Annotated in this window: 21 protein-coding genes; 11 read left to right on the forward strand and 10 right to left on the reverse strand. The window is 71.2% G+C overall.

All coding sequences use genetic code 11. The annotated features are described in order from the left end of the window. Window positions 1-4 precede the first annotated feature (4 nt). The 11 genes from P2PM1_RS20530 (at window position 5) to P2PM1_RS20580 (ending at window position 12148) form a co-directional block, all read left to right on the forward strand. The gene (locus tag P2PM1_RS20530; protein ID WP_186400328.1) at window positions 5-733 is read left to right on the forward strand and encodes a hypothetical protein; all 729 of its coding nucleotides are present in this window, start codon (window positions 5-7) and stop codon (window positions 731-733) included. After that, a complete protein-coding gene (locus P2PM1_RS20535; protein WP_186400329.1) occupies window positions 727-3057 on the forward strand; it encodes a nitroreductase family protein in 2331 nt (776 codons plus the stop codon). Before P2PM1_RS20530 ends, P2PM1_RS20535 begins: the two co-directional genes overlap by 7 nt. Continuing rightward, a complete protein-coding gene (locus P2PM1_RS20540) occupies window positions 3054-3983 on the forward strand; it encodes a hypothetical protein (RefSeq protein WP_186400330.1) in 930 nt (309 codons plus the stop codon). The genes P2PM1_RS20535 and P2PM1_RS20540 overlap by 4 nt, the downstream gene beginning before the upstream one ends. Beyond that, entirely contained in the window at window positions 3980-4894 is a 915-nt protein-coding gene (locus tag P2PM1_RS20545; RefSeq protein WP_186400331.1) for a VOC family protein, read from the forward strand. The genes P2PM1_RS20540 and P2PM1_RS20545 overlap by 4 nt, the downstream gene beginning before the upstream one ends. Next, on the forward strand, window positions 4891-6273 hold the full coding sequence (locus tag P2PM1_RS20550) for an efflux RND transporter periplasmic adaptor subunit (protein ID WP_186400332.1): 1383 nt from the start codon (window positions 4891-4893) through the stop codon (window positions 6271-6273). Before P2PM1_RS20545 ends, P2PM1_RS20550 begins: the two co-directional genes overlap by 4 nt. A gap of 11 nt (window positions 6274-6284) precedes the next feature. Then, window positions 6285-7019 carry an ABC transporter ATP-binding protein gene (locus P2PM1_RS20555; RefSeq protein WP_186396441.1) on the forward strand — a complete coding sequence of 245 codons (735 nt, stop codon included), beginning with the start codon at window positions 6285-6287 and terminating at the stop codon, window positions 7017-7019. Then, the gene (locus tag P2PM1_RS20560; RefSeq protein WP_186400333.1) at window positions 7016-9187 is read left to right on the forward strand and encodes a hypothetical protein; all 2172 of its coding nucleotides are present in this window, start codon (window positions 7016-7018) and stop codon (window positions 9185-9187) included. The genes P2PM1_RS20555 and P2PM1_RS20560 overlap by 4 nt, the downstream gene beginning before the upstream one ends. Then, window positions 9181-9996 (forward strand): ChaN family lipoprotein, encoded by an 816-nt coding sequence (locus tag P2PM1_RS20565; protein WP_186400334.1) that lies wholly within the window; start codon window positions 9181-9183, stop codon window positions 9994-9996. Before P2PM1_RS20560 ends, P2PM1_RS20565 begins: the two co-directional genes overlap by 7 nt. 474 nt (window positions 9997-10470) lie before the next feature. Beyond that, window positions 10471-10923 (forward strand): LuxR C-terminal-related transcriptional regulator, encoded by a 453-nt coding sequence (locus P2PM1_RS20570; protein WP_186400335.1) that lies wholly within the window; start codon window positions 10471-10473, stop codon window positions 10921-10923. 107 nt (window positions 10924-11030) lie between these two features. Beyond that, the gene (locus tag P2PM1_RS20575; protein ID WP_186400336.1) at window positions 11031-11576 is read left to right on the forward strand and encodes a pyridoxamine 5'-phosphate oxidase family protein; all 546 of its coding nucleotides are present in this window, start codon (window positions 11031-11033) and stop codon (window positions 11574-11576) included. Continuing rightward, the gene (locus P2PM1_RS20580) at window positions 11573-12148 is read left to right on the forward strand and encodes a GNAT family N-acetyltransferase (RefSeq protein WP_244301583.1); all 576 of its coding nucleotides are present in this window, start codon (window positions 11573-11575) and stop codon (window positions 12146-12148) included. Before P2PM1_RS20575 ends, P2PM1_RS20580 begins: the two co-directional genes overlap by 4 nt. A gap of 34 nt (window positions 12149-12182) precedes the next feature. Here the strand turns inward: P2PM1_RS20580 and P2PM1_RS20585 are convergent, their stop codons facing one another. The 10 genes from P2PM1_RS20585 to P2PM1_RS20630 form a co-directional block, all read right to left on the reverse strand. Next, window positions 12183-13010 (reverse strand): carbon-nitrogen hydrolase family protein, encoded by an 828-nt coding sequence (locus tag P2PM1_RS20585; RefSeq protein ID WP_186400337.1) that lies wholly within the window; start codon window positions 13008-13010, stop codon window positions 12183-12185. Further along, the gene (locus P2PM1_RS20590; protein ID WP_186400338.1) at window positions 13007-13750 is read right to left on the reverse strand and encodes a YqcI/YcgG family protein; all 744 of its coding nucleotides are present in this window, start codon (window positions 13748-13750) and stop codon (window positions 13007-13009) included. Before P2PM1_RS20590 ends, P2PM1_RS20585 begins: the two co-directional genes overlap by 4 nt. Continuing rightward, entirely contained in the window at window positions 13747-14673 is a 927-nt protein-coding gene (locus tag P2PM1_RS20595) for a spermidine synthase (RefSeq protein WP_186400339.1), read from the reverse strand. The genes P2PM1_RS20590 and P2PM1_RS20595 overlap by 4 nt, the downstream gene beginning before the upstream one ends. After that, window positions 14670-15539: a cyclopropane-fatty-acyl-phospholipid synthase family protein gene (locus P2PM1_RS20600; protein ID WP_186400340.1), complete on the reverse strand. Its 870-nt coding sequence runs from the start codon at window positions 15537-15539 to the stop codon at window positions 14670-14672. Before P2PM1_RS20600 ends, P2PM1_RS20595 begins: the two co-directional genes overlap by 4 nt. Beyond that, on the reverse strand, window positions 15536-16507 hold the full coding sequence (locus P2PM1_RS20605) for a hypothetical protein (protein ID WP_186400341.1): 972 nt from the start codon (window positions 16505-16507) through the stop codon (window positions 15536-15538). The genes P2PM1_RS20600 and P2PM1_RS20605 overlap by 4 nt, the downstream gene beginning before the upstream one ends. Continuing rightward, on the reverse strand, window positions 16504-17685 hold the full coding sequence (locus tag P2PM1_RS20610) for a hypothetical protein (protein WP_186400342.1): 1182 nt from the start codon (window positions 17683-17685) through the stop codon (window positions 16504-16506). Before P2PM1_RS20610 ends, P2PM1_RS20605 begins: the two co-directional genes overlap by 4 nt. A 109-nt stretch (window positions 17686-17794) precedes the next feature. Next, entirely contained in the window at window positions 17795-18904 is a 1110-nt protein-coding gene (locus tag P2PM1_RS20615) for a mandelate racemase/muconate lactonizing enzyme family protein (RefSeq protein WP_186400343.1), read from the reverse strand. Continuing rightward, window positions 18901-19806, reverse strand: a complete 906-nt coding sequence (locus P2PM1_RS20620; protein WP_186400344.1) for a DMT family transporter — start codon at window positions 19804-19806, stop codon at window positions 18901-18903. Before P2PM1_RS20620 ends, P2PM1_RS20615 begins: the two co-directional genes overlap by 4 nt. A gap of 7 nt (window positions 19807-19813) precedes the next feature. Next, entirely contained in the window at window positions 19814-20788 is a 975-nt protein-coding gene (locus P2PM1_RS20625; RefSeq protein WP_186400345.1) for a glycine betaine ABC transporter substrate-binding protein, read from the reverse strand. 151 nt (window positions 20789-20939) lie between these two features. Further along, window positions 20940-21857 carry an aspartate carbamoyltransferase gene (locus tag P2PM1_RS20630; protein WP_186400346.1) on the reverse strand — a complete coding sequence of 306 codons (918 nt, stop codon included), beginning with the start codon at window positions 21855-21857 and terminating at the stop codon, window positions 20940-20942. Window positions 21858-21863 lie beyond the last annotated feature (6 nt).

Here is a 21863-nt window from a genome sequence, read left to right on the forward strand (position 1 = left end):
CGAGATGGCCGATTCCCTGGCGCCCGCCTCCCCGATCTCCGCCCCGGCCGCCGCGCCGGTCCTGCAATGCGTCATCTCCGGCGCCTTCGGGCGCCGGGTACTCGAGGCGCTGCGCGCGGAAGGGGTGGCGATTGCCGCGGCCGTCGATCTCGACGGCGCGGCCGACCCGGTCGAAGCCCTCTCGGGGCTGCCGGCCGCCGACACCTTGGTGATCCTCGACGTCGACCGGCCGGAGGTCCTGATGCGGCTGTGGGACCGGCTCGCCGGCAGCGGCTGCCGGCTGCATCTGATCGGCCTCCTGGACGACGGGCTGACCATCGGGCCGCAGTTCCGCACCGGCCGGCCGGGCTGTCCGGAGTGTTTCGCCCGCCGCCGCCTTGCTGTGTCGAGCCAGGACGACGCCGGCCGGCTCGACAAGCTGAGCCGCACCTGTCTCGCGCGCCTGCCGGAGGCCCGGCCGGGCTTTCCGCCCTATCTGCCGGCGCTGGCCGCCGGGGCCCTTGCCGCGCGGCTGCGCCGCCCTGCAGAGGAGAGCGACGGGCGCTTCCTGCGCTTCCTCACTGACGGCAGTTTCCTGGAAGAGGGGCGCCTGCTGGCGCTGCATGGCTGCCGCTGTCGCGGCACGGCGCCCGGCGGCCGGCGCACCACCCGCCATCTTGCCGCGATGCTCGGCCTGCCCGCCGCGGAGGACGCCGCGCCCGGACGCGAGAGCGGGGAGGCGCCGGCATGGTGAGGGTCGAGAGCGCCCATGCCCGCGAGCTCGCCGCCCAGCGGGCGCATGATCCCGAACTGCTGCGGCTGTCGCTGCAAAGGCCGTATTTTCCCCCAAGCGTTCCGGTCCTGCCGTTCGGGCCGTCGCGGCTGGCGATCCTGTGCGGCGGCCGGCGCGAGGTCCTGCGCAGCACCGTTCCGCACGCGCTGGTCAGGCGGCTGCTCGGCCTTTGCGACGGCACGCGGACGCCCGGCGAGATCGCGGCGGCCCTTGCCCCCGACTTCGGCGGCGCCGGGGAGGCGCTGCGCAATGTCGACGAGTTGGTGACGCTGCTGGACCGGCGCGGGCTGATGCAGGACGGCGTGCCGGATGCGGCGGACGGCGTGCCGCTGCGCGATGCGGAGACCGAGCGGTTCTGGGAGCAGGTCGTCGCCGCCGACAGCGTCCACCGCTCGCGCGCCGCCTTGCGCGCGGCGGTCGACCGCTTCCGGGTGCGCGTCCTTGGCCCCGCCGCCCTTTGCGGCGAAGCGGAAGCGGCAATCCGCGCCGCCGGCCTGCGCCTCGCCGATGCCGGCGCGCCGGACGTCGCCCTGGTGCTGTACGACGATCCGGCGGATCTGTGCCCGTCGCCGGAGCCCCTGTCGCCCTTGCCCCTGCAACCGGGCACGCTGGTGCTGTTCGCCGGCGGCGGGCCGGAGAGCTTCCGGCTCGGGCCGCTGGTGCCGGCGGAAGCGGCGGCGACCGTCGCCGGCTGGCTTGCCGGTCCCTGGCTGGAGACGCCAAGCCATGACCGGTCCGCGCCGGTGCTGGAGGGTCTGCGCGCCAGCCTTTCCGCCGCGCGGCTGTTCCGCCTGGCCTGCGGCCTGGAGCGCGGCCGCAAGTTCAACAGCGTCGAAGTGTTCGCGCGCCGCGCGGCGGGCGCCCCGCTCACCCGCGAGATCGCCCTCGTCTCGCCCTATGTCGCGGCGGCGACAGCGGGCCCGCCCGATCCGGCGATGCTGGTGGCCGCCGCCCAGTCGGGCATCGAGGAGCTGTTCAGCCGGCACCTCAGCCCGCGCACCTATCTGATGCATTATGCCAGCAAGAACCGGAAGCTGGCGGCCGGCCCGGCGCCGGCCTTCCACGGCGTGCCGACGCTGGCCTTGCCCACCGCTGATCCCGGAGCCGATCCCGGCGCTGATCCCGGCGCTGCGGCGACCATGGCTTCTCGCCTGTCGCTGCTGTGCAAATGGGCCTTCGGCGAGGACGAGGGCCGGCGCCTCACGCCGTCCGGCGGCGATCTGCGCTCGGCCGCGCTCATCGTCAACCTGCCGCAGGACACCGACCTTCCGGCGGGCCTCTATCGCTATCGCGACGCCGATCATCTGCTTGAGCGTGTGGGCGCGCCGCTGGTGGGCGCCGAAACCGGCCTGCCGGACAACGGCCCTGCCTTCCTTGTCGTCTCGCGGCTGCGGCGGGTGGCGCGCAAGTACCAGGACGCGGCCTATAAGATCTGCGGCCTCGACGCCGGCGTCTCCAGTGCCGTGCTGATGGAGACGGCAGCGCGGCTCGGCCTCGACCTTGTCGTGCGCACCGACCTCGACATGGGTGCCATCGAGCGCCGCCTGCCGCTCCCCTTCCTCGACGACCGCCACATGCTGTCGCTCTGTCTTGCGACTCCGGACGGCGCAGGCGAACCGCCGCACGAGCCGGCGCACGAGCCACTGGACGACCCGCAGGCCCTTCACGAACCGCGCCTGCCGCACTGGATCGTCGCGCTCGGCAAGGCACCGCTGCGGGATCGCCTGCGCGCCGCGCCGGCCGAGCCGCAGCCCTCGCTGGGGGATCTGGCGCGCATGGGCGAGGTGCTGCGCGCGCGCCGGGCGGTGCGTCTGCTGCCGCCCGCGCCCCTGTCGCCGGAGACGATCCTTGCGCTTCTCGCCGAGGCGCGGGCCGGCGCTGCCCGCCATGCGCCGAGCCTTGCGCCCTATCTGCGCTTCGTCGCGGTCGACCGTGCCCGCGGCCTGGTGGCGGCGGGCTGCGACGGCCGGCCGCGCTGGTCGCCCGGCATCGGCGACACTCGCGTCTTCTGGCAGTCCGTGCCCGACATGGCTCCGGCCCTGCTGGTCGCCGGGCTGGAGATGGCGCCGCTGGCGCGGGACCACGGCGCGCCGGGCTATCGCTACGCGCTGCAGGCGCTCGGCGCCGGGCTGCATCTCGCCTGGCTCGGCGCCTGCGCGCGGGGGCTGCAGGGCACGCTGCTCGGCGGCGTCTTCAACGAGGGGCTGAATGCCTGCCTGCCGGGCGAAAGCTGGCGGATCGCGCCGATTGCCGGGCTGGCGGTCGGGGAGGGGGTGCGCTCATGAGCCGGCCCGCCGCACCCGGCATGATGGAGGCCGCCCCGATGCTGCTGGCGGCCGGCGGCCGGCTCTTCCTCATCCCGCGCAGTACGGCTCCCTATGTCAGGGTCGGCGGCCCGCTGTCGCGCGCCGTGCTGGCGCTGCTCGGCGGGCGCGATCGCGGCGCGGTGCTGGCGGATCTGGCGGCGGCGGGCGAGCCTTCGGCGGGGGCGCTGCTCTCCGCCGCCGAGGCGCTGATCGCCCGCCATGCGCTGGCGGGCCTGCCGGAGTGCCGCCCGCCCCGCCGCAGCGGCGCCGTGCTGCTCGTCGCCGGCAGCGTCCTGGCGCTGGCTGCCATCCTCCTGTGTGCCGGCTTCCTCATTGCCCAAGTCGCAGCACCGATGGAGACCGGCTTGCCGCTCTCGCTGGCAACGCTCGGCTGGCTGGTGGTCGCCGTGCCGTGCCTCGTCATGGCGCACGAGGCGGCGCATCTTCTGGTCGCGCGCCTCTTCGCCGTCAGGCCCTCGGCCATCGGCGTCCATCGCGGGCGCGCCGGCCTGCCGATGCCCTGGCTCGACCTGCGCGAGGCCTGGGGTCTGGCGCCGCGCGACCACGCGCTGGTGCATCTCGCCGGACCGTTCTGCGACCTGCTGCTGACCGCGCTTGCGGTGCTGCTGCTGTGGGTCGGGGCCGCGCCGGTCGCCCCGCTGCAGGCGCTCGCGCTCGCCGGCACCGCCTTGCTGCTGGCCAATCTCACGCCCTTCGGCCGCAGCGATCTGGTCGGCGCCTGCCGCGCCGCCCGTGCCGACCCCGATTACGGTCCCTGCCGCCTGCAGCGGGGCCGGCTCGCCGGTCCGCCCGGCCTGATGTGGTTCGCCCGTCTCTATCTCGCGGTGCTGGCGCTGCTGCCGGCGCTCCTGTGTCTTGCCGCTCTTTCAAGGATCCTGCGATGAAAGCTCTCGTTTCCGTCCTGCTCGGCCTGCTCCTTGCCCTGCCGCCGGCCGCGGCGCAGCACGCGGTCGTCCCGCCGGGCCTCAGCGGCCCCTCCGGCGTGCCGGTCGCCGGCGCGCGGGAGAATGTCGAGACCCTCGGCTTCGTTCGCATCGCGGTGGAGGACGTGGCCGCGACCAGCCGCTGGCTGCGAGAGGAGATGGGCTTCACCCCCTGGGAGATCGGCGCGCGCGCCAGCGGCGAGGAGAGCGTCATGGTGATGCTGTCCTCCGGGCAGAGCGTCGAGTTCTTCAGCCGCCGCCCGTTCTACGAGCGGCTGGAGATGAGCGGCGCGCGCGCCGTCGCGCTGGCGCTCTATGTGCGCGACATCGGCGCCGCGATGATGGCGCTGGCCGCGAGCGGCGTGCCGACCACCGACATCATTCCGCTGCATGCGGGCGGCGAGACGAGCTACCCGAAGATGTTCGACTTGCTCTTCATCCGTTCCTTCGACTTTCCCTTGTGGAATTTCAGCTTCGCGCAGCGCGATGGCGCGGGCATCGCGGCGGTGCGGGCCGGCTATCCCGAATATGACGACCGCAAGTGGCAGGAGCACGGCAACGGCGCCGATGGCCTGTCCGAGGTCTGGTTCGGCGTCCGTGACCTCGCGGCGAGCGAGCGGCACCTCGCCGAGCTGGCCCTGGTCGCAAGCGAGGAGCAGGGTAACGAGAAGGGCGAGCGCGTCTACGTGCTCAGCGGCATGGTCCTGCGCCTCGTCTCGCCGGACCATCCCGAGCGCGGCGCGGAGATCGCCCGCAGGATCGAGGCCGGCGGCGAGGGCGCCTTCCACATCGTCTTCCGCTCCGATGCGGGGCGGGCCTCGCCCGGCGCGCAGGCGATCCCCGGCAGCGAGCTCCTGTTGGAGGTGCGATGACCCTGCACGAGGCGCCGCGTCCGCATCCTGTCGTGCGGCCCGGGCCGGGAGCCGGGGCCGGGCGCCGCCCTGGAGCCGAAGGCGGCGCGCCGGCGGCCGCCCAGCAGCGGCTGGAGGCGATGGACCGGCCGTTGAAACGGCCCGTGTGGAAGGGCGCCGCCGCCTGGACCGGCCTGGCCGCGCTCTGCGCCGCGGTGATCGTGCTGGCGGCGACGCGGTTCGACTGGTCCGACGACCGGGTGATCCAGGTGGCGCGCGCGGATGTGGTTCTCGACCGGGTCCGCCTCGGTCCCTTCCAGCCGGTGCTGCATGCCACCGGCCAGGTCAAGCCGCGCACCTCCGTCGCGCTGCAGAACAGCATTTCGGGCCGTGTCGATGCCGTCCATGTCAAGCCGGGCGACCGGGTCAGCGCCGGCAAGCTGCTGTTCGAACTCTCCAATCCGGAGACGGAGATGAGCTTCTTCACGCTCGAGGTGCAGGTCGCCGAACAGCTCAACGCGCTGACCCAGCGCGAGCAGAGCCTGGAGCGCGGCCGCCAGGAGGACGAGCTGGAAGTGCTGCGGCTGACCAACGAGATCGCCGAGCTCCGCATCCAGCTCGAGCGCCGCCGCCAACTGCTGACGCGGGGCCACGACAAGCCCTTCGAGGTCGACGCGCTGATGCGCCAGCAGACCCATCTGGGTGCCGTGCTGGAAATGCGTGTGGGCATGCTGAAGTCGCGGATCCAGTGGCAGGGCGACCAGGCGCAGCAGGCAAGGACCCTGTCCGGCAACCTGATGCGCAATCTGGAGACGGCGCGCGCCTCGCTCGACGCGCTGAACATCCGCGCCACCATGGACGGCACGCTCTCCGACTTCAGCGTCAAGCGCGGCGAGGTGGTGGAGCGCGGCGCCAACCTCGTCACCCTGTTCGAGCTCGGCACGCCGATCATCGAGGCGGAGGTCGACGAGCTCTATCTCGACCGCCTCTCGATCGGCGACGAGGCGAGCTGGCGCGACGGCGGGGGCGGCTGGCGGGCGCTCAGGGTGCGGCGGATCCTGCCTGAGGTGATCGACGGCAAGATCACGCTGGAGATGGATTTCGTCGACGCGCCGCCGGACGGGCTCGTCCACGGCCAGCGCCTCGACATCCAGATCCGCACCCGCGCGCTTGCCGAGGACGTGCTGATCCTCGCCAATGGCGGCTTCCTCGCCCAGACCGGCGGCAACTGGGTCTTCGTGCTGGACGAGGCGAGCGGCCGGGCGACGCGGGTGCCCGTCGAGATCCTCGCCACCACCCGCGACGAGGTCGCGCTGAAGACCGGCCCCGCGCCGGGCAGCGCGGTCGTCGTCTCCTCCTATCTCGGCCTTGCCGAGGCCGATTATCTCAGGATCGAGTGAGCAGGACGGCCATGCAGATCGAGCTGGACGGCGTTACCAGGCGGTTCCGCAGCCGCAATGTCGAGACCACGGCGCTGAACGGGCTGTCGCTGGAGATCCCTTCCGGCCGTCTCACCACGGTGATCGGCCCGTCCGGCTGCGGCAAGACGACGATGCTGGCGATCATGGGCCTGCTGGAGGCGCCCGACGAGGGCGAGGTGCGCTTCGACGGCGCGCCGGTCTCGCGCCTCGGCCGCCGCCGCCGGCTGGTGCTGCGCCGGGAGCGGGTCTCCTTCGTCTTCCAGTCGCTGAACCTGATCGAGGAGATCTCGGTTCTGGAGAACGTGGCGCTGCCGGCCCGCTACATGTCGCTGCCGGCGCGCGAATGCCGGGCGCGGGCGGAGCAGGCGCTGGAGGAGATGGGCCTCGGCTTTCGCGCGCAGCATTTCCCCTTCCAGCTTTCGGGCGGCCAGCGCCAGCGGGTTGCCATCGCCCGGGCGCTGGCGATGCGCTCCGACCTGATCCTGGCGGACGAGCCGACCGGCAATCTCGACCGCGACAGCAGCGCCGGCGTGCTGGAGGCGCTGCTGGCCTGCCGGGCGCGCGGCACCACCGTCGTGCTGGTCACCCACGATCCCGACATCGCCGAACTGGGGGACTTCGTCGTCGAGATGCAGGGCGGCCATGTGGTGAACGGGCGGGCCGGGGAGTTGAGCGAGCGCCGCCCCGCCCCGTCCGGGCGCTGGGTCGAGGCGATCGCCACATGACGGGGCTCGCCGAGCCACGGACAGAGACCGCCGTCGCCGCAGGATGGACGGGGCCGCGCGCTGCCTCCGCCGACATGCTGGTGCTGCGGCTGGCGCCGCTGCCGGCCGAAATCCTCGAGGACCTCGTCTCGCCCGCCTTCCGCCGGGCACTTGCCGAGGCGGGCAAGGACGATGCGCCGCCTTCCGCCGGCCTTGCCGGCCTCTGGCCTTGCGAACTTGAGCGGATCTTCGAGGCGCTGCGCGCTCTCGCGCTGGACGCGCGCACGCTCTGGGTGCTGGACGAGGTGCGCGAGCGGCTTGCCCGGCTCGCCGCCACGCTCGGCAACCCGACTGAGAAGCCCGGTCGCCGGTTCCGCGCGGCGATGCGGCTCTTTCGCTATCTTGCCCGCGTTGCCCACAAGACCAGTCCGTACCAGCGCTACATGGGCATCGGCATCTGCGGCGGTGAGGGCCGCGCGCGGACGCGGTCGCCCCTGCGCTTCGACCTTTCGAGCCGGGACAGCCTGTCGCAGGAATGGATCGCCGTGCTGCGGCACAATCATGCCGATGCGCTCGGCCAAGGCGAGCGGTTCGAACTCGCCGGAGACCTTTCCCCGGAGGCCGACCGGCTGGACGCGGAACTGACCAGCCTCGGCCTGACGCGCGGCGCCCTGTGGCAGACCGCCCGGCACCGCAGCTTTCGCCTGCGCCCGCCGATCGACCGGGTGTTTCGCGCCCTTGCCGGGCGCAGCTTCTCCCTGGCCGAGCTGACGGCGGCATGCCGGGCGCATGGCATCGCCGAGGCGCAAGCTGCCGGTCTCGTCCGGAGCCTGCTCGACCGGGGGCTGGTGCGGCGCTCTCCGGCGGCGCCCGGCACGGCGGAGGCGATGCTTGGCCGAGCCCCCGCTCCGGCGCTGCTGGCCCGTCTTGCCGCCGATCCGCTGCTGCAGGATGTGCCGAGGCTGCATCGCGACTGCTGGGTCCGGCTGCACGACCAACCGGACTACGACCTTGCCGGCCTCCGCGACCGGGTCTGCCGGGCGGTCGCGGACCTGTCGATGCCCTCGCCCGAGCACCGGTTGCTGCGCGACCTGTTCCAGGCGCTCGCCCCGCCCGGCGGCGGGGCGATGCCGCTGTCGCGCTTTGCCGAGGAGATCCAGCAGGCCGGGCCGCAGCTTCTTGCCCGCCTGTCCGACCCGGCGCTGGCCCGCCGCCTTGCCGCCGAAGGGCTCGGCCCCGGCAGCGGCCACCATCCCTTCTGCGCCCATGTCCAGCCGTTCCGCGAGGACGGCGCGCTGCGGCTGGTGCTCAACGGCACGTTCGACGAGCCGGTCTGGCTGCTCGCCCGCTATACCCAGGGCGAGGGCGAGGACGCAGCGGCGATGCGCGGCCATCTGCGCGGCTGGCTGGCGCGGCAGAGCGCGCTGACGGGCGAACGGTTCGTCGGCCTGTCGCGCGGCAGCGAGGTGAGCAGCCTGCAGCGCCATCGCGGCCTCGTCGACCGCTACCTTGCCGGCTTCGCGCCGCCCGGCGCGGCGGTGCCGCTGCTGTCGCCGGCGGATTGCCGGGTGTCGCTGGCGCCGGGCGGGCGGCGCCTGCAAGTGGAAGACGGCGAGGGAGGGCTGCTGCGCTTCGTCAATCTCGGCAGCGTGCTGCCGTCGCCGGCCTGGGGCCTGCACCACTGGCTGATCCATCTGACCGCCCCCGTCGCGGTCATGCGGCCCGGCCTCGACAAGGGCTTCGTCGGCGACGAGACGCTGCCCGCGCGCCACCGGCCGCGCGAATATCATGGCGACTGCGTGCTCTTCCGCGAGACCTGGTACGAGACCTCGCAGGATCTGCTGGACGCGGTCTGGCGCGGGGAGGGCGAGGCGCATCTGCCGACGGTCGGCGCCATGGCGGCGCTCGCCCGCTATTTCCGCGCCCGCGGCATGCCGGCGCAGGTCTTCGTCGCCCGCAAGCCGGGCATGGACTGGCATGCCAGCAACTCGATGGCCAACCGCCACCGCAAGCCGCAATGGATCGACATCGCCAACCCGGTCTGCGTCGCCCTGCTGCGCCGGATCCTGCGCGAAAGCCGCACCGTCATGTTCCAGGAGGTGCTTCCCGGCCCGGCCGACCGGCTCGCCCGTGCCGGCGGCGGCAGCCATGCGGCCGAGCTGCATCTGGAGGCGAGCCTGACATGGTAGGCGCGGCGCGGTGCCTTGCCGCCGGTCTTCTCCTGGCGCTCGCCCAACCCCTGCCGGCCCGCTCCGCGTCCGCCGACATCGTCATCCTCGGCGAGGTGCACGACAACCGCGCGACCCATCTGGCGCAGGCCCGCCGCATCGAGGCGCTTCGCCCGACCGCGGTGGTGTTCGAGATGCTGACGCCGCAGGCGGCCGAGCGCGTCATGGCCGCCGACCGCACCGATCCGGCGGCGATCGCCGAGGCCGCGCGCTGGCACGAGACGCGCTGGCCGCCGTTCGATCTCTATGCGCCGGTGTTTCTCGCCGCCCGCGAGGCGGCGATCCTCGGCATGGCGGTGACGCGCGAGGACGCCCGCAAGGCGATGTTCCTCGGCGCGAACAGGGTGTTCGGGGCGGTGTTCGGGGCGGACGGCGCCCGCTTCGGCCTCGACCTTGCGCTGCCGCCGGACGAGCAGGGCGCGCGCGAGGCGCTGAAGGCGCGGACCCATTGCGGCGCGCTGCCGCCGGTGCTGCTGCGCGGCTTCGTCGAGGCGCAGCGCCTGCGCGATGCGGCGCTGGCGCTCTCGGCGCTCTCGGCCTTGGCGACGCATGGCCCGCCGGTGGTGGTGATCGCCGGCCACGGCCACGCCCGCACGGACTGGGGCGTCCCGCGCCTGATCGCATTTGCCGATCCGGACGTCACCGTCCACTCGGTCGGCTATGTCGAGACGCCGGACGACGCCTCCTTCGACGAAACCGTGCTGGTGCCGGCGACCCCGCGCGGCGACCCTTGCGGATCGCCGCCGGGCCGCCCTGCAACAGGCCCTTGATCCGGTCGATCGTCTTCGGGACAGAACACTCCAGGTGCAACGGCCGCACCCCGGCCGCCCTTGTCGCCCGCAGCCGGGCGAGGGTCTTCCTGCCGTCGGTCCGCTTCCCCGGGCGAAGCAGTGCCTCTGCATCCGAAAGATGTGGATCGTCGCCCCTCAACTAAAAAGAGCGCCCCTCAAGCCTCCAGCCGTCATTGTCGGTCGACGGCTGCCCCGGCCGCTCGCCGTTTCCTGCGGCAATACCTTGTTTTGGACGTAGCCGTTTCGCGTATTTATGCGGAATACATTGGTCTATCGTCGCGTAGTGGGCTGTTTCTACAAAAATATGATTGTTGTATTTTGTAATATATTTATGAAACGCATTTGTTGAAGCTTGATATGAACCTGAAAATGGGAAATGCGGTCTATTTATTTGTCTTTATTGATTTGCTTATTTTTTAATTCGACAGCGCAAATATTTTGAGGGTGCCTGGCATGACGGATCCTGCAAAATTCAACGTGGTCCTGGAACTGGCGGAACTGTCGCAGGGCGGTCTCGGCATCAGCAGTTCCAGTCTCCTCGCCCTCATTGAAGGCATGAAGACAGCCTGTCGGCATGGCGAGCACGGCGACGAGGTCGACGACCGACCCTGTCTTGACGATCGCATCACCCTGAACTTCCATCTGGTCGTCGATCATTCGCAGGCGGACGCGGCCTGTCCCGCCCTCGGCCTCGATCTGACGCGGCGCCAGACCGAGATCGCCCATCTGCTGGAGCGCGGACTGACCAACAAGGAGATCGCCAACAAGCTGAACATCAGCCCCGCCACGGTCAAGAACCACGTGCATGCGATCCTCGGCAGGCTGCATCTCGACCGGCGGAGCAAGGTCGCCGCCTACCTGCGGGCCAGGTCGTCGCCGGTGGTCGCGGCGCCTGCGCCCTCGTAAGGCGCTGATGCCGTTGGCGGCACCCTCCGAAGTTGTGACGGCTCGACCGTCTCCTGCAACCCATGGTATCCATTCCGGGTTCCGGATCGAAAGGACGTGTGTGCGACATGGCTGTTGCTGAAAAGCTGAATCAGACGTTGCGGACCTTCATCGAAGGATGCGACCTGTTCTTTGTCGGCACCGCCGCGCCGGAAGGGCGGGTCAACATTTCGCCCAAGGGCCTCGATACCTTGCGCATCCTCGGCGACGACCGGATCGTATGGCTCAATCTCTCGGGAAGCGGCAACGAGACGGCCGCTCATCTTCGCGAAGCGGATCGCATGACGCTGATGTTCTGCGCCTTCACCGGCGAGGCGCGCATCCTGCGGGTCTATGGCCGGGCACAGGTGCTGCATCCGCGCGACGCGGGCTTCGACGCGCTGGCCGGGATGTTCCGCCCGATGGCCGGCACGCGGCAGATCTTCGACCTGGCGATCGACATGGTCCAGACCTCCTGCGGCTCCGGCGTTCCGGTCATGACCCTGGAACGCCAGCGCGGCGAGGAGGAGCTGGTGCCCTTCTATGCCGACATGGGGCCGGACGGAGTCGAGGCCTATTGGCGGCGCAAGAACGTCCTCAGCATCGACGGCAAGCCGACCGGGATCCTGCCGTGAGCCTCCCGGCCGTCGAGACGCACCCGCTGACCCCAGACCGGTTCGGCGATTTCGAGCGGCTGATGGGGCCGAAGGGCGGCTATGGCGGCTGCTGGTGCATGCTCTGGCGGCTCGGCAAGGCGGCCTATGACGAGGGCCGCGGCGCGGCCAACCGCGCGGCGATGGAGGACGTCGTGCGCGCCGGCCCTCCGCCGGGCGTGCTCGCCTATGACGGCGACCTGCCGGTCGGCTGGGTCTCGGTCGCCCCGCGCCAGGTGTTTGTGCGCCTGTCGTCCTCGCGGGTGCTGAAGCCGGTCGACGAGCGGCCGGTCTGGTCGGTGTCCTGCCTGTATATCGCGCGCGGCCATCGCCGGAAGGGGATTTCCGGGCCCTTGCTCCGGGCCGCGGCCGATCTGGCGCGCAGCCACGGCGCCGCCTGCCTCGAGGGCTATCCGGTCGCGCCGGACAAGTCCTCCTATCCGGTCTCCTATGCCTGGACGGGGTTTCACGAGATCTTCCTGCGCGCCGGCTTCCGGGAGGTGGCGCGCCGCTCGCCGACGCGGCCGATCATGCGCCTCGAGCTTGCCCCCTGAGCTTGTTGCCCCGTAGGCGGCGCCGGTGCGGCCCTTACGCGGGGCGTGGCGGCGTGAGGACGAGATGCGTGCGGATGGTCATCGGATAGGCCGCCCTTGCCCGGTCGAGCGCCGCCCTCGACAGCCTCACCGCCGCCAGCGGCCGCGCCGGGTCGGTCAGCGCCAGCAACTCGCCGCCCGGATCGATGACGAAGCCGCCGCCGCCGAAAGCCGGCTCCCCGCCGCCGGCGCGGTTGGAGCTGGCGACATAGCACCCGGTCACCAGCGCGGTCGCCCGCGCCACCGTCAGCCAGCGGTCGAACCCCTCGGCGGTGCTGGCCCTCGGCACCAGCAGCACATCCGCGCCGAGGCGGGCCAGCATGCGCGGCACCTCCGGCACCATCAGCTCCGAGCAGATGGCGAAGGCGAAGCGGAAGCCGCTGTGATCGAAGGTGCCGAAGGCGCGGCTGCCGGGGCAAAACCAGGTGTCTTCGTGGAACCCCGGCTCTTCCGGCAGGCAGAGCTTGTGATGCAGCGCGTGATAGCGCCGCTCCAGCCGGACGAAACCCTCGTTGATCAGCTTGCTGCCGGCGGGAAGCGCGGTCGACCCGAACAGGGCAAGGGGCGGGAGGACATCCAGCGCGGCGATGCCGGCCGCATGGGCGGCGGCGGTCCTGCCGGCGCGGCCGAGCTCGAACGCCGGGCTCGCCGCCGGCCAGCGGCCGAAGGGCAGTTCGTTCAGCAGCAGCGCCTGCGGCCGTGTCCGCGCGACGCCGTCAAGCAGGTCCCGCCAGGCGGCATCGCCGGGGCTGAGGCCGTCGGGCAGCTCGCAGACGGCCAGGGACAGCGTCTCCCCGTCCTGCGGCTCATGCATCCGGGTCATGGCTCGGACCTCATCTTGAACGGACAGGTGCCGGCCGGCAGCGCGTTGGTTTCCGCAAGCCCGTATTGCCACCACTCGATATCGCCGGCCTCGTAGCTGCCGAGCGCCGGGCTGTGCGGCAGCCCGTCATAGGCATGGATGCGGCGGCGCAGCCGCTCGCGTACCGCATGGCCGCGCGGATTGTCGCCGGCGACGATGTCGAAACGTTCGCGCGGATTGATGATGAAGGCGAGCGACGGTCCGAGATTGCGGCTGCGGCGGACGCGGTGGGCGGGGTTGCTCATGTTGACGAAGAGCTGCAGTCCGGCAAAGCACATGGTCCAGAACGGGCTCGAGGGCAGGCGCGAGACCTCGCTCGGCCAGGGGGCGCCGTCCCGGTCGTGCCAGGCCTGCAGCACCCGCCAGCCGATCTCGTGATAGGCCTCGACACTGTCGGCGGCGACGGTTTCGGGGTGGAAGATCATCGCCAGCGGCTCGGCGGTGGCGACGTCTCCGTCCCAGCTCCGCGACCGCTCGACATAGGCGGACAGCGCCGCGCTGCCGCGGGCAAGGTCCTCGGCCTCCAGCCCGCCGACGAATGCGAAGAGGATGCGGCCGCGCCGGCAGGCGTTCTGCGAGAAGAAGCAGGGAAAGTTGGTCGGCATCTGCAGCCGCTCCAGCAGCCGCAGGGCCGCCTCGCGCTCCCATGCCGCCAGCCGGTCCGATCCGGTTTCGATCTCGATCTGGGGAAACAGCGTCATGTCGTCGTCTCCATGAAGGTGGGGTGAGTGGGGACGGGGGTGGGGGTTGCCGCGTCGAGCGCCGCCCGCACGATGGCCGGGCGGTGCAGCAGCGCCAGATGGGTTTCCGCGTCGTAGTGGCGGCGCATCGCGGCGGGCAGGGCGGCGATGCGCCGCGCCATCGTGGCTCCGGCGAAACGGTTGAGGCTGCGGTCGCGGCTGGCGATGGCAAAGCCCCAGGCGACCGCGAGGCTCGGGATCGGGTGCTCGTAGACGACGACATCGGCGAACAGGCGCCGCAGCCGCGCCACCGTCTCCGCCTGAAACGAGATCGCCGCCGGATGGCAGTGGCCGACATGGGTGACGAGCAGCCCGCCGGGGGCGAGCAGGTCGCCCGCCGCCGCCAGCGCCTCCATATCGAAGACGCCGGCCGCATAGGAGGTGTCGGCCGCATCGGGCAGGTCGAGCAGGACGAGATCCGCCCAGCCGCCGAGATCGCCGCGCTTTCGCGCCAGCCAGGCGCGGGGATCCTCGAACTCCAGCCGGTAGTCGAAGGAAAACGGCTCCTGCGGCTGCAGGTGCGGCAGGTGATAGCGGCAGAGCCCGGCCAGCGTCGGGTCGAGGTCGACATGGTGGAGCCCGCGCAGCGACGGCAGGTGCTGCAGGCGGTTGACGATGCCGCCATTGGCCCCGCCGATCACGACGATGCGGCGCGGATGCCCATGCAGGGCGACGGCCGGCGACATCAGCATCTCGTGATAGAGAGCCTCGTCGAACTCGCAGGACTGGATCAGCCCGTCGATCAGCAGCGCCCGTCCATAGGCGGCGAAGCGGACGATGCGGTAGCGGGTCAGCCCGGTATCGCCCTGCGCCAGCACCGCGTCGACCGTCAGCAGGCGGGTGTCGCCCGCCTCCAGCAGCGGATGGTGGAGGGGCGGCGTCACGGCAGCGCCTCCGCGATCACCGCCGCATAGCCGAGCAGCCCCTTGCGTGAGACGTCGGCCTCATAGGCGGCAAGCGCCAGCGAGGTCTCGAAATACTCCTGCGAGGTGGCCGCGACGATCTCCCGCCGCAACTCCCGGCGCACCTCGACGGAGCGCGCCTGCCAGGTGCGGAACCGCTCCGTCGTGTCGAGCACATGCCGGACGCGAAACCCCGCCACGGTCAGCAGCTCGCCATATTCGGCGGCGGTGTAGACATGCGGGCAGGTCCAGTCGGTGGTGAGCTTGCGCCAGTCGGCGGCGTCGATGTCGCCGAGGCGCACCCGCTCGAAGATCGCGAGCCGCCCGCCGGGCACCAGCAGCGACCTTGCGCGGGCGAACAGCCGGGCGGCGTCGAAATGGCAGGCGGCCCCGGTGCTGTAGATGCCGTCGAACCGCTCGGCAAAGGCGTGCTCGTAGACATTGCCGGCGATCAGCTCCACCCCGTGGCCGGCCTTCCGCCCGGCGGCCAGCGAGGCCAGCGACAGGTCGATGCCGGTGACGGTCCAGCCCATCTCGCCGGCCAGGAACGCCGCGACGAGGCCGCGGCCGCAGCCAAGGTCCAGCACCCTGGCGCCGGCCGGCATCTGCATCAGGGCCGCCATCAGCCGCAATTCGTCGGCGCTGTTGTCGCTGAACTGGCCGATATACTGGTCGGCTCCGAACACCTTTGGGTAGATCAGATCGTGCACCTGCGCATTGTCGGCCATCGTCTGGTCGTACAGGGCCTGCACGGCGGCAAAGTCCTCTGGTGCCGGTGCCGGTGCCGGTGCCGGTGCCTGTGCCTGTGCCTGTGCCTGTGCGGCGGTGCGGGACTGTTCGGCGGTCATCTGCGGTCCTCCGTTGGCTGGCGGGCGGGCGCGCTGCGGCGGCCGGCCAGGCGCGCGCGCAGGTCCTTCGGCAGCGACACCATGTGGCGATGGGTGGTGCCGTCGTAATAGGTGAGCGGCCCGTCCAGCCGGGTCGCGACGAGACGGTCGATAAGGCTTGCCGGCCGCCCCGCGAGATCGAGATCCCGGTGGGCGCCGACCGAAAACAGCCAGGACGTGCCGTAGGACTGGGCGTGGCAGACCAGCGGCTCGGCATGGGCGAAGTGGCCGGCCGTCAGCGCATGGATCATGGCCGCGCCCGCGCCCGCGCAAGGACCGGCGGCGCCCGCCCAGGTGACGAAGGCGCCGGTCGGCGACACGACCCTGGCCAGTGCCGCGAAATGCGCCGGCGTGAACAGGAATTCCGCCGGGGAGCCGGGCAGCGGTTCGCTCACGTCATGGATGACGAGATCGTAGGGCGCCGGTGCCGAGGCCAGGTGGTCGCGAATGTCGGCGATCACCAGGCGATAGCGCGGGTCGTCGTGGAAGCCTTGCGAGATATGGCCGAAATGGCTGAGGGTGAGCGCCGCCATGCGGGCGTCGATCTCCACCTGGACGACCTCCTCGACCCCCCGGTGCTTCAAGGCCTCGCGCACCGCGCCGCCCGGCCCCCCGCCGACCACCAGCACCCGGCGGCAGTCCTTGCCGAGGGCCAGCGCGGCGGGATGTACGATCGCCTCGCTATAGATGTATTCGTCGCCCTCCAGGTGCTGGATGCGGCCGTCGAGCAGCAGGCCGCGCCCGAAGGCGCGGGTGCGCACCACCTCGATGCGCTGGCCGCCCTCGCCGGCGAGCACCTGCCGCTCGACGATCTCGTGGCAATGCGCCTCTCCCGGAGCGACCGCCTCGAAGGTCCACTCCTGCGGCCAGCGCACCGGCCTCGTCGCGGCGGGCGGGCCGGCGACGGCGATCCCGGCTCGCGCGCTCACTGGACCGCCTCCTCGGCAAGGTCGCCCGGCCGGATCAGCGTCAGCGCGCCGCAGCCCTCGGCGAGATACTCGGGCGGAAAGGTCTGCCCGAGGAAGCGGGTGATCATCGAGTAGCAGTAGGAGCCGGCCTGCGAGAATTCGATCCAGTCGCCGATCTCGACCTGCGGGATCGTCTGGCGCCGGGCCAGGAAGTCGCGGGAATAGGTGGTGTTGCCGACGATATCGACCGGCTGGTCGAAGTCCGGCCGCGCTCCCTTGCCGTTGGTCATCACCCGGACCGGGTTGTAGTCCTCGTAGAACATCGCCCTCGGGATCATCGACGCGCTGGCGTCGACGCAGACGAAGTAATGGCCCTCGCGCCGCTTGACGTCGGTGACCTGGGCATAGAAGCGCGCGGCATTGCCGAACATCGCCCGGCCGGGCTCGATCACCAGCCGGATCGGCCGGCCGCGCCGCCGGGAGAAGTCGGACATCAGCGCGGTGATGCGGGCGTTGTAGTCGTCGAAGTCGAAGCGCGTCTCGTCGAGCGGAAAGCCGCCGCCGACATCGACATAGGCAAGGTCGGGGAAGCGGTCGGAGAGCTCCAGCGCGCGCTCGATGCCGGCGACCATCTCGTCGACGCTGACGATGTCCGTGCCGATATAGACATGGCTGCCGGTGGCGGCGAGGCCGAGGCTGCGGCAGGCCTCGAGCGCGGCGTCCAGCTCGTGGTCCTGGATGCCGATGCGGCTGTCATTGCCGGTGAACGGGCTGATGCGCGAGCGTTCGGACGTGTTCAGCCGCAGGCCCACCTCGGTCTTGAGGCCGAGCTTGCCGAACTGGCCGATCTGGGTCAGCGAATCCAGATGCAGCCGGATCCCGCGCGCCACCAGATGCCGCATCATCGCGCTGGTCAGGCCGGTGCTGGCGAAGATGATCCGCTCGGTCGGGAAGCCGCAGGCCTCCGCCAGCCGCAGGTGCTTCAGCGAATTGACGAACAGGCCCATGCCCCGCTCGCGGATCTTGCCGAGCAGGACCGGATTGTCATTCGCCATCGACGCGAAGAAGACGCTGGTATGCGGATAAAGAACGCTCTCGAAGCGCGTGAAGTTCTCCTCGATCTTCTCGTTGTCGTAGAGATAGAAGGCGGAGTTGATCTTGTCGGCTCGCATGTCCATCAGGTAGTCGATCTGGTTCATCTGTCTCTCTCCAGCGGTTGGCAAGGGGGGCTGAGCGGGTGCGGCGTCGGGTTGACGGTCTCCCATGCGGTCGGGGGTTCGACGGGCTCTGCGGCGATCCGGCGGTCCGTCATCGGAACAGGGCGATCGGCTGGCCGAGCGCGGCCTCGTCGGGAACGATCCCGAGCCCCGCACGGGTGCCCGGCACGGTGACGCCGTCGACGATCTCGAACGCGCCCTGCGCATAGCTCTCGGTGTTGAACTCGCGGCAGCTCCACAGGCCGAACAGATGCGCGCGCGGCGTCGCGGCGGCGGCGTGCAGCGCCGCCATGTCGGCGATCTCCGTGCCGCCCGACGACGCCCAACTGAGCGAGAGGCCGGCGATCTCGCAAAAGGCGGTGAAGCGCCGGGCGGCGGCAAGGCCGCCGATGCGGGACAGCTTCACATGGACGATGTCGGCGGCATTGTCGCGGGCGAGGCGGGCCAGCACGTCGCCGTCGGTGACGCTCTCGTCCAGCGTCATCGTCGCCCCGGTGGCGCGGCGGACCCGGAGGCAGGCCTCGTAGGTGGCGCAGGGCTGCTCCAGGTTGAAGCCGAGCGGTTCGATCGCGCGGGCAACGCGCAGCGCGTCGGCCAGCGTCCACAGCCGGTTGGCATCGGCGATGAAGATCTCGTCCGGCCGGCGGATGCCGGCGAGGCGTTCGTAGAGCGCGATGTCGGCGACCGCCTCGCCGCCCGGCTTGGTGGAGAAGATGCGATAGCCGGGGCGCTCCCGATAGGCGGCGATCCGCTCGGCCATCTCCTCGAACGGGCCGTGATAGACGGCGCAGTTCATCGGGATCCGGTCGCTGCCCAGTCCCCCGAGCAGCCGGTAGACCGGCAGCCCGGCGCTCTTGCCGAAGAGGTCGTGGGCGGCGATGTCGAAGCCCGACTTGACATAGGCATGGCCGTCGAGATGCCGGTCCATCACCGCGTGCAGCGCGGCGATGTCGGTCGGGTCGGCGCCGATCAGCGCGGGAGCGAGCACGTCGATGCCGGCGCGCGCGCCCTCGGCGAATTCGGGCAGGTAGCTGCGGCCCCAGGGGCTGATCTCGCCCCAGCCGACCAGCCCCTCGTCGGTGTCGAGGCGCAGGATCGTGCCGTCGATGCTCGCCTGCGCCGTGCCGGAGGCGCCGGTCGTGTAGCGGGTCTCGCCGAAGTCGATGGGCAGGCGGTACACCGCGATGCGGTCGATCTTCATGAGCGTGCCTCCGGTGCGGGGGCCGGTGCCGGTGCGCGCCGGCCCTGCAGGATCGAGAAAATGACGGCGGCCATCACCACCAGGCCGCCGAGGGCGGTCGTGAGCGGCGGCACGTCGGCGAAGGCGATCCACACCCATAGCGGCGCCAGGGGCACGTCGAGCGTGCTGATCAAGGCCGCCTGGCCCGAGTTGAGATGCCGGGCGCCGAGCGTCAGGAACAGGATGCCGAGCCCGAGCTGGGCGATGCCGAACGCCGCGAGCAGGGCGAGGGCGCGGCCGTCGACCTGGCCGAACTCGGCGAAGGGCAGGGTGATCAGGAACGAGGCGAAGGCCGAGGCGCAGGCCATCGCCACCATGGAGTGCGCCTTGCCCCAGCGCACCGCGACGATCATCAGCGCCATGAACACGGTCATCGCCATCGCGTAGAGGTCGCCAAGGAGCCCGCCGCCGCCGAGCGATCCGCCGACGATGACGGCGACGCCGGCAAGGGCGACGAGACTGGCCCACAGCGTCGCCGGGGCCGCCGGCTCGCGCAGCAGCAGCCAGGAGAAGGCGGCCGCGACGAAGGGGGCGGTCGCGTAGATCAGCACCACATTGGCGACCGAGGTGTTCAGATAGGCATTCAGGTTGAAGATCATCGCCAGCACGCTGGCGGCGATCGCCACCAGTCCGGGCAGGCTGCGGAACACGGAGAACTGCGCCAGCCCGGCGCGCCCCTCGCGCGCCAGCATCACCGCCAGGATGAACAGGCCGGCGACCAGGCCGCGCAGGCACAGCATCGTCCAGACGCTGGTGTCGATCAGCCGGGTGAACAGGCCGGCGGTGCTGTAGCAGGCGGCGGACAGCACCAGCAGGATCATGCCGATGCGCACCTGCCGGGCGGTGTCGGAGGGAGCGCTCATGCCGGCCTCACTGCGCCTGCGCCGCGCCGAGCCAGTCGGCGACGGTGTCGCGATTGGCCGCCAGCCACGCGCCCGCCACCTCGTCCGGCGACTTGCCGGCGACGCCGGTCTCCGTCACCCAGCCGTTGATCACCGCCGGGTCGAAGGTCACCCGCGTCAGGAAGGCGGCGACCTTCGGGAACCGGGTTTCCAGCGAGCGGGAATGGAACACATAGACCCGGCTCGTCTCGAAGGCGCAGGGGAAGGAGGAGGCCTCCAGCCAGTCCTCGCGCTCGCTCGGCGAGTAGACAGTGTCGCAGCCGGGCCGGTAGGCGGGCTCGGCCACCTGGGTCAGCGGATGCACGGAGAACACCCATTCCGGGGTCCAATGGTAGAACAGCAGCGGCCGGTCTTGCGCCCGCGCGCTCTCCAGCGCCGCCTTGAACTCCTCGTTGCTGGCGATCCACGGCTCCCACAGCTTGTCGAGGCCGTAGGACTTCATCTTGATGCGGTTGAGCCGCGTTGCGCCCCAGCTCTCCTCGCCGGCCCAGTATTCGCCAAGGCCGTTGCCGTCGGTGTCGAAGCGCCGGGCAATCTCGGGCGACTTCAGGTCCTCGATCGTGGCGATGCCGAGCGCCTGCGCCGTCGCCGTCGGCAGGAAGAAGCCCTGCACGGCCTCGTAGCCGGCATTGTGGCCGATGGTGGCGCGCTGCTCGACATGGATTTCCCAGGCCTTCTGCTGGTTCGGCATCCAGATGTCGGGGAAGACGTCGTGCTCGCCGTCGCCGGCATCCATCGAGGCGAGCGACGTGTCGGTGTCGGCCTCGCGGATCCGCACCGGCGCGCCGAGCTCCTGCTCGATCACCTGCGACAGCACCTCGGCGATCACCTTGGCGGCGTCCCAGTTCAGTCCGGTGATGGTCACCTGATCGGCGGCGGCGGGGGAGGCAAGGCCAAGCGCGCCGGCGGCGGCGAGGCAGAGGGTCGTCGGGATGCGGGGCATGAGTGTCTTCCTTCTGGGCAAGGCTCTCCCGTGTCCGGTCCGGCGGGCCGGCGGACGGGGGCGAGGGTGGTGGTGAAATCTGGAGCGGCCCGAGCAAGTCCGGGAAAAGCGGGAACCGGTCTTCCGTCCGGAATTGCGAAAAAAGTCGAGGCTATTCGCGCTTGGCCGTGAGCAGGTGCTCCATGACGGCGATCCGCACGGGCACGCCGTTATGGGCCTGTTCGAAATAGCGGGCCTGCGGCATGGCATCGACGTCATGCGCCAGGTCCTCGACCCGCGGCAGCGAATGCAGGACGATCGCCTCCGGCCGGATATCGGCGAGCCGGGCGGCGGTCAGCGCGAAATAGCTGTCGACCGGTTCGCCGCGGCGCTCGGTGATGCCGTTGTGATAGATCACGTCGACGCTGCGCTTGACGTCGTCGAGATGGGCGATGCGGGTGAAGCGGATGCCGGCGCGGCGATAGTGTTCGGCATCGGCATGGTCCATCCAGAACTTGTCCGGGCACAGGACGAAGATCTCGGCCTGCGGATACTGCGCCAGCGCCCGGATCTGCGAGCGGAAGGCGCGCAGATGCGTGCCGCCGATGATCAGGATCTTCAGCCCGTCGATCCGCCCGAACGCCTGCTCGATCGTGTAGAGGTCGATCAGCGCCTGGGTCGGATGTTCGGCGCGCAGGCCCATGCCGTTGCCGGCGTTGATCACCGGGATCGTGCTGGCGGCGGCGAAGTCGTAGACCCCGTCGGCCTGCGGATGGCGGATCACCGCGAGATCGGCGAAGCCGGACAGGACACGCGCCGTGTCGGCAAGGCTCTCGCCCCAGTTGGAACCGGCCCGCGAGCTTTCCGGCTCGACGGTGATGACCCCGCCGCCGGCCCGCAGCACGCTCGACTGGAAGCCGTATTGCGTGCGCGTCGAGGGCGAGAAGAACAGCATGGCGGCAAGGGCTCCGGGAATCCGGCCGGCCGCCCCCGCGGCGATCTCGCGCGACCGCGCGAGGATCGCCCGGATCGCGTCGCCGCCCAGATCGTCGATGGACAGCAGGTGCCGTGGTTTGGTTGCGGCCGGCATGGCGGG

The organism is Stappia sp. P2PMeth1 (assembly GCF_900185735.1).
Classification (GTDB): Bacteria; Pseudomonadota; Alphaproteobacteria; order Rhizobiales; family Stappiaceae; genus Stappia.